Source organism: Streptacidiphilus sp. EB129 (genome assembly GCF_041262645.1).
Taxonomy (GTDB): Bacteria; Actinomycetota; Actinomycetes; order Streptomycetales; family Streptomycetaceae; genus Streptacidiphilus.
On the sequence record NZ_JBGCCS010000080.1, the window covers coordinates 1 to 8099 of the forward strand.

At 69.8% G+C, this 8099-nt stretch carries 5 protein-coding genes; all 5 read left to right on the forward strand.

From position 1 onward, the window contains the following. Positions 1-250: 250 nt before the first annotated feature. Positions 251-1645: an extracellular solute-binding protein gene (locus ABH925_RS37090; RefSeq protein WP_370155929.1), complete on the forward strand. Its 1395-nt coding sequence runs from the start codon at positions 251-253 to the stop codon at positions 1643-1645. A 53-nt stretch (positions 1646-1698) separates the two neighbouring features. After that, positions 1699-2643 (forward strand): carbohydrate ABC transporter permease, encoded by a 945-nt coding sequence (locus ABH925_RS37095; protein WP_370155932.1) that lies wholly within the window; start codon positions 1699-1701, stop codon positions 2641-2643. Positions 2644-2648: 5 nt separating this feature from the next. Continuing rightward, the gene (locus tag ABH925_RS37100; protein ID WP_370155934.1) at positions 2649-3539 is read left to right on the forward strand and encodes a carbohydrate ABC transporter permease; all 891 of its coding nucleotides are present in this window, start codon (positions 2649-2651) and stop codon (positions 3537-3539) included. A gap of 118 nt (positions 3540-3657) precedes the next feature. After that, a complete protein-coding gene (locus tag ABH925_RS37105) occupies positions 3658-6315 on the forward strand; it encodes a discoidin domain-containing protein (protein WP_370155936.1) in 2658 nt (885 codons plus the stop codon). A gap of 88 nt (positions 6316-6403) precedes the next feature. Beyond that, positions 6404-8099 (forward strand): glycoside hydrolase family 13 protein (locus ABH925_RS37110; protein WP_370155938.1); only part of this gene is annotated, 1696 nt, incomplete at its 3' end.

An 8099-nucleotide genomic window follows, 5' to 3' on the forward strand; every position in this document is an offset into this window, starting at 1 on the left:
GCAGGACTATGTCACGGATATGCGTTCGCTTGCACCCATGCGGACATCGGTTGCTCGCAGAAGTCGATTGTTTGCGTAAATTAGTTTCACTATTGCGCGGGTCGGAGGTGGCCCGTAGCTTGTGCTGCACGCCGGACCGAAGCCTCCGGCACCGGTGGACCACCGCGCGAGTGGCGCTGTCGCAGCCATTCCCACCTGCACCGCAGCGGGCGGACACCGCATCATAACCTCACGCCCAGAAGGACCTCAGATGACTGGTACGTCGACAGCCGGCAGAGCCAGGACCGCTCTCGCCATCGCTCTCGCGGCAGGTTTCGCGCTGACCGCAAGCGCCTGTAGCAGTTCCGGCAGCACCGGTTCCACCGCCGGCGGATCCGGCGGGGCGGTCACCGTCACGGTCGGCTGTGAGCCGCCCACCACCCAGGCCCAGCCGCGGGCGAACTGGATAGCGGACGTGGCCGCCTTCGAGAAGCTCAACCCGAACATCACGGTCAAGGGCGACGACAGCAACCCCTGCGACGACCCGGCCACCTTCAACGCCAAGCTCGCCAGCGGCAGGATGGACGACGTCTTCTACACCTACTTCACCGACGGCGCCAACGTCGTGGCCTCCGGCCAGGCCGCCGATATCCAGCAGTACGCGAGCCAGATCAACGGCCTGTCCGACATCCAGCCTGCGCTGACGGACATCTACCGCCAGGGCGGCACCGACTCCGGGCACCTGTACGGCATCCCGAAGGGCAACTACAGCCTCGGGCTCGTCTACAACAAGACGCTCTTCCAGAAGGCCGGACTCGACCCGAACAAGCCGCCGACCACCTGGGACCAGGTCGAGGCCGACGCCATCGCCATCAGCAAGCTCGGCGGCGGGAACGTCGGCTACGCCGACTACAGCTCCGCCAACACCGGCGGCTGGCACTTCGCCGCCGAGGTCTACTCCCGCGGCGGCACCATGGTCACCCCGGACGGCAAGTCCGCCGCCTTCGACGACGCCAACGGCCTGGCGGTGCTGCAGTTCCTGCACAAGCTGCGGTTCACCGACAACGTCATGGGCACCAAGCAGGGCCTGCAGTACAACGACCTGCTGCAGATGATGGCCTCCGGCAAGCTCGGCATGTACGTCGGCGACCCGGTCACCCTGACCACCATCCACGACCAGTACGGCGTCCCCTATGACGGCATGGCGGTCGGCCCGATGCCGGGACAGACGGCCACCCTGGTCGGCGGCGACGGCTACATGTTCAACAAGAAGGACAGCGCCGCCCAGATCCAGGCCGGCATCAAGTTCATCAACTACGAGTTCCTCACCTCCGGCCAGGGCCTGAACTTCAACTACCCGCGCCGGGCCGCTGAGAAGGAGCCGGTCGGCCTGCCCGAGCCGGATCTCTGGACCGGCGCCAGCGCGAGCGCCGACGCGACCACGATGGCCAAGTACGCCAACCTCCCCGTCCAGAACTTCGCCGCCTATGTTGCCGCGCTGCCGTCCATGAAACTGCTGGTCGAGCCGCCGCAGGCACAGGCCATCTACGCCCAGGGCGACAAGGCCATGGACGCGGTGCTGACCAACCCCAACGTCGATCCGCAGCAGCTGCTCGACACCTTCAAGACCTCGGTGAACGGCATCCTGGCCAACGCTCAGCAGTGACGTCCTGACAGTGGCATCCTGACGCCGAACCGCGAGACGAGAGCCCCACCCACATGGCGACGATCAACCTCACCCGCGCCGTGGCCCGCGACCTCCGCCGGGCCCGGTCCCCACGGCACGCCTCCCTCGGTCGCAAGCTGCGACGCAACGCCACCGCCTACCTGTTCCTGGCCGGAGCGGTCATCTGCTTCGCGGTGTTCTCCTGGTACCCCATGATCCGCGAAGTGATCATGAGCTTCCAGTACACCAACTTCGCCGGCAACACCAAGTGGGTCGGGCTGCACAACTACCAGCGGGTCATGGCGGATCCGGACTTCTGGGCCGCCTGGCGCACCACCGGCCTGTTCACCCTCTTCGCGTTGCTGCTCGGCTACGCGGTGCCGTTCGTGCTCGCCGTCGTGCTCAACGAGCTGCGGCACGTCCGCTCCTACTTCCGGCTGCTGGTCTACCTGCCGGTGATGATGCCGCCGGTGGCCGCGGCCTTCCTGTGGAAGTGGTTCTACACTCCCGACGGCTCCGGCCTGTTCAACGGCGTGCTGCGGTTCCTGGGCCTGCCCGGCGTCCAGTGGCTGCAGTCCTCGCACACGCTCGCGGTGCTCTGCCTGGTGCTCTTCTCCACCTGGATCAACATGGGCGGCACGGTGCTGGTCTACCTCGCCTCGCTGCAGGGCATCCCGGGTGAACTCTACGAGGCGGCCGAGATCGACGGGGCCGGACTGCTGCGCCGGGTCTGGCATGTGACGGTGCCACAGACGCGGCTCATCCTCTCGATGATGCTGCTGCTGCAGATCGTCGGCACCATGCAGGTCTTCCTGGAACCGTTCATCATCACCGGCTCCGGCAACGGCACCACCTCGGTGGTCTACCTGATCTACCAGTACGCCTTCAACTTCAACAACTACGGCAGCGCCGCCGCCCTCGGGGTCCTGCTGCTGCTCGTCCTGATCGCCTTCGCGGCCGGTTACCTCTGGCTCAGCCGCCGCGCCGAGGAGGAGTAGACCCGATGGCCACCTTCGACACCCCGACGCGCACCCTGGTCTCGCAGGCCCAACTCGCCAGGCCGCTGGGGCGAACCGCCTACTGGACCGTCTTCTGGGTCCTGGTCGTCCTGTTCGCCCTGGTCTTCCTCTTCCCGATGTACTGGATGGTCAGCGGCGGGCTGAAGACACCGCAGCAGATCATCCAGACCCCGCCCGCACTGCTGCCGAGCTCGCCCGCGGTCGGCAACTACGCCACCGCCTGGCGGGACCTGGACCTCGGCCGGCTGATCCTCAACACCACCGTCTACGCGCTGGGCGCGCTCGGCTTCCAGCTGGTCTTCGACGTGGCCGCGGCCTACGCGCTGTCCAAGCTGCGGCCGGTCTTCGGCAACGGCGTGCTCTTCGCGATGCTGGCCACGCTGATGATCCCGACCACGGTCATCGTGCTGCCCGCCTACCTGACCGCCAACGACATCCCGTTCCTGCACTGGAGCCTGCTCAACACCCCGTGGGCGATCTGGCTGCCCTCGGTGGCCAACGCGTTCAACATCTTTCTGCTCAAGCGGTTCTTCGACTCCATCCCCACCGACCTGCTGGCCGCGGCGGCGATCGACGGGGCCGGACCGCTGCGCACGCTGTGGTCGATCGTGCTGCCGATGTCGCGGCCGATCCTCGGGGTGGTGTCCATCTTCGCCGTCGTCGCGGTCTGGAAGGACTTCCTCTGGCCGCTGCTGGTGCTCACCGACACCTCGGCCCAGACCGTCAACGTCGGGATCAACCAGCTGCATGTCGGCGTCCCCGAGAACGTCTTCGTCGCGGCGCTGGCCATCGCCAGCGTGCCGACCGTCGTGTTCTTCCTGGTCTTCCAGCGCAACATCATGGCCGGCCTCACCGCCGGCGCGATGAAGGGCTAGCCACCGGACCCGAACCCCGGGTCCAGTTCCAGCGCACTCACCCAACTCCTCAGCCACCGACTGCCGTTCACGGCAGTGCGGACGGCACCACGCTGCCTTCGCGAAGGAGCCCGATCCGTTGACCCCCCACTCCCTCCGGCGCGGCAGACCGCGCCGATCCCGGGCCCTGCCCACCGTCGCCCTGCTCGCCGCCGCCGTCCTCACACCCGGCTTCCTCACCCCCGGCGTCAGCGCCGTAGCGGCGGCCCCCGCCGCCCCGCTCGCCGCGCCGTCCGCAGCCTCGGCCGGGGCCCCGGTCCCGTTCGCCGAGGAGAACGCGGCCACCAGTCCGCACGCACGGACCAACGGCACCATCCTCGGTCCGGACTACCAGTACGGTCACCTGGCCGCCGAGGCGACCGGCCGTCAGGCCGTCCAACTCGTGGGCCAGGGCCGGTATGTGTCGTTCACACTGACCAGGCCCGCCAACGCGGTGGACTTCCACTACGCGCTGCCCGACTCGCTGCACGGCGGCGGCATCAACGCCCCGCTCGACCTCTACGTCGACGGCCGGCTCAGCACGGCGCTGACCCTGACGTCCGAGTTCAGCTGGCTGTACGGCACCTACCCGTTCAGCAACACGCCGAGCGTGGGACAGCCCAACGGCCAGGTGCCGCACGACTTCTACAACGACGTGCGCTACCGGTTCCCCTCGACCCTGCCGGCCGGCAGCGTGGTCAGGCTCCAGATCGACGCGGGCGACAACGCACCCTGGTACGTCGTCAACACCGCGGACTTCGAGCAGGTCGCCGCCCCGAAGCCGAGGCCGTCCGGATTCGTCGACGTCACCCAGGCCCCCTACGTCGTCGACAACAGCGGGAAGACCGACGTCAGCACCGCTCTGCAGAACGCCGTCAGCGCGGCCTCGTCGGTCGGCGAGGGCGTCTACCTGCCGCAGGGCACCTACACCGTGAGCCGGCCGCTCAACGTCGACAACGTCCGCATCGCCGGGGCCGGCGACTGGTACACCGTGCTGACCGGCAAGAACGTCGAGTTCAACGGCAGGCAGAACCCGCCGAGTTCCCATGTGCAGGTCTCCGACCTGGCACTGTTCGGCAACGTCGACGTCCGCGACGACAGCAACAGCGAGGACACCGGGTTCAACGGCGGCTTCAGCGATTCCCGGATCTCGCACGTGTGGATCCAGAACGAGAAGGTCGGTGCCTGGATTGTCGGCCCCAGCACCAACCTGGTCCTGGACCATCTGCGGATCCAGGACACCACCGCCGACGGCGTCAACCTCAACGCCGCCGACGGGCCGATCACCCACTCGGTGGTCTCCGACAGCTTCCTGCGCAACACCCAGGACGACGGCCTGGCGCTGTGGTCCGAGCACTACGGCGACACCGGCGACACCCTCACCCGCAACACCGTCGACTCCCCGGGACTGGCCAACAACATTGGCGTCTACGGATCCGGCGCCGACGACGTGATCAGCCACAACCTGCTGCAGGACACCGTCACCCGGGGCGGTGGCATCGGCGTGGGCCGGCGCTTCGGCTCCGTCCCCATGTCCGGACCGCTCAGCATCCACGACAACACCCTGGTGCGCACCGGGCAGTGGGATCCCGGCTGGGACTACGGCGTCGGAGCGATCTGGTTCGACCCGCAGCAGGGCGACATGAGCGCCCCCACGGCCATCAGTGACAACACCGTCCTGGACAGCCCCTACGAGGCGTTCATGTTCCAGAACTCCAACGCCTACGTCGGCAAGGACGTCACCACGCCACCGGACTCCGGCTACCGGGTGACCAACGTCCGGATCGCCGGCAACGTCGTGCGCAACGTGGGCACCTTCGTCTTCCAGGACCAGGCACCCGGCTCGATCGCGGTGTCCGGGACCATCGCCAGCGGAGTCCACGGCGCCGGGGTGTTCAGCTGCGGCGCCGGATTCACCGTCGCCGGCGGCCCCGGCAACGCCGGCTGGCCGGATACGAGCTGCGGCATGCCGACCGGCGGACGGCTGTGGACCTACCCGGGCACCACCACCTTCGAGGCGGCGACGGTCGGACAGGCCACGCCGGTGCAGAAGGTCGTGGTGATGAACACGGCGGCCGCCGCGGCCGCACTGGGCGCCGCCCGTGCCACCAGCGGATTCACCGTCACGCCCGACCCGGCCCATCCCTGCGGCCCGGCGCTGGACGCCGCCGCACCGGCCGACACCGGCGCCTGGTGCGTGCTCGACGTCAGCTTCACCCCCAGCGCGGCCGGGATCACCCGCGGCACCCTGACCGTCCCGAGCAGCGAACCGGGCCACCCCGCCACGGTCCAGCTCATCGGCAGCACCGACCCCATCGGCGGCAACGGCGGCGTCGCCCCGCCCACCGACCTGGCGCTGGGCGCGACCATGACGGCCAGCAGCGCGCTGCCCGGCTTCCCGGCCTCGAACGCCAACGACGGGAACGACGGCTCGTACTGGGAGAGCCAGGACGGGGCGGGCTACCCGCAGACGCTCACCGCCGACCTCGGCTCGGCTCAGTCGGAGACGTCGGTGACGCTGACCCTGCCGCCCAACTGGGGTGCCCGCACCGAGACCCTGTCGGTGCTCGGCTCGGTGGACGGCAGCAGCTACACCACGCTCGTCCCCTCCGCCGATCACACGCTCGACCCGGCCACCGGCAACAGCGTGACCATCGCCCTGCCGGCCGGCACCGACGAGCGGTACCTGCGGCTCGCGTTCACCGGTAACACCGGCTGGACCGCCGCCCAGCTGTCCGAGTTCGAGATCTTCGGTTAGCCCCGCGAACCGGCGTCCGGGGCACGTGACCTGACCGCGCGTGCCCCGGGCGCCCCCCATCCCGCTGATGAGCAAGGAGTTATGCGGCATGCCTCTTCGTCTGCACACCGCCACGCCGTCGAGTGGCCCGGCGTCCGGGGACGGGACCGACGCCTGGTGGCGTGACGCGGTCATCTACCAGGTCTACGTGCGCTCGTTCGCCGACGCCGACGGGGACGGCGTCGGCGACCTCGCCGGAGTCCGCGCCCACCTGCCCTACCTGGCCGAACTGGGCGTGGACGCACTGTGGTTCAACCCCTGGTACGCCTCGCCGATGGCCGACGCCGGCTACGACGTCGCCGACTACCGGCGCATCGACCCCGCCTTCGGCACCCTCGCCGAGGCGGAGGCGCTGATCGGTGAGGCCCACCGCCTCGGCCTGCGGATCATCATCGACATCGTCCCCAACCACTGCTCCGACCAGCACGTCTGGTTCCGGGAGGCGCTGGCGGCCGGTCCGGGGGCGGAGGCCCGCGACCTGTTCTGGTTCCGCCCCGGGCGGGGGCCGGACGGGGCGCTGCCGCCCAACGACTGGACGTCGACCTTCGGCGGCGCCGCCTGGACCCGTACCGGCAACCCCGACGGCAGCCCGGGCGAGTGGTACCTGCACCAGTTCGCGCCCGAGCAGCCCGACCTCAACTGGAACAACGCCAAGGTCCGCGAGGAGCACGAGGACATCCTCCGGTTCTGGTTCGACCGCGGCGCCGACGGCGTGCGGATCGACTCGGCGACCATGCCCGCCAAGGACCCGCTGCTGCCGGACTTCGACCCCGACCACCCGCCCGTGCCGCACCCGTACCTCGACCGCGACGAGGTGCACGACATCTACCGGGCCTGGAGGCGGGTGGCCGACGGCTACCCCGAGCCCAAAGCCCTGATCGGCGAGGTCTGGCTGGCGGACCCGGGTCGTTTCGCCGCCTACCTGCGCCCCGACGAGATGCACACGGCGTTCAACTTCGACTACCTCAACTGCGCCTGGGACGCCCCGGCGCTGCGCTCGGTCATCGACGCCACCCTCGACGCCCACGCGCCGGTCGGTGCGCCGGCCACCTGGGTGCTGTCCAACCACGACGTCACCCGCCACGTCACCCGGTACGGCAGGACCGACACGGCGATGGGACGCAGCCCCTGGAACCACGGCGTGTCGACCGACCTCGCACTCGGGACCCGTCGCGCCCGCGCCGCCCTGCTGCTCAACCTGGCCCTGCCCGGATCCTGCTACCTGTACCAGGGCGAGGAACTGGGCCTGTGGGAGGTCGAGGACATCCCCGCCGAGCAGCGCCAGGACCCCTTCCACCAGCGCACCCACGGCGCGGACCCGGGCCGCGACGGCTGCCGCGTCCCGCTGCCGTGGGCCGGAACCCACCCGCCCTTCGGCTTCAGCCCGGAGCGGGCGGCCGAACCCTGGCTGCCCCAGCCGGTCGGCTGGGCCGCCCTCACGGTGGAGGCGCAGACCGGCGTACCGGGCTCCGTGCTGACGCTCTACCGGACCGCCCTGCCGCTGCGGCGGGCCGAGCCGGCGCTGCACGGCGGCGACTTCGCGTGGCACTCCCCGGCCGGCGCTGCGGTGCTGGACTTCCGGCGCGGCCCGGATTTCCGTTGCCTGGTCAACGTGTCCGACCAGCCCCTACCCCTGCCCGAGTACGACCATGTGCTCATCGCGAGTACGCCGCTGCCGGCGGACGCCGGGACCCTGCCCGCGAACACCGCGGTGTGGCTGCGCACCGGGCGGGCCGGGACCGCGT

Coding starts and splice junctions, on each gene's coding strand:
- ABH925_RS37100 (WP_370155934.1), top strand. CDS start 2,649: ATGGCCACCTTCGACACCCCGACGCGCACCCTGGTCTCGCAGGCCCAA.
- ABH925_RS37095 (WP_370155932.1), top strand. CDS start 1,699: ATGGCGACGATCAACCTCACCCGCGCCGTGGCCCGCGACCTCCGCCGG.
- ABH925_RS37090 (WP_370155929.1), top strand. CDS start 251: ATGACTGGTACGTCGACAGCCGGCAGAGCCAGGACCGCTCTCGCCATC.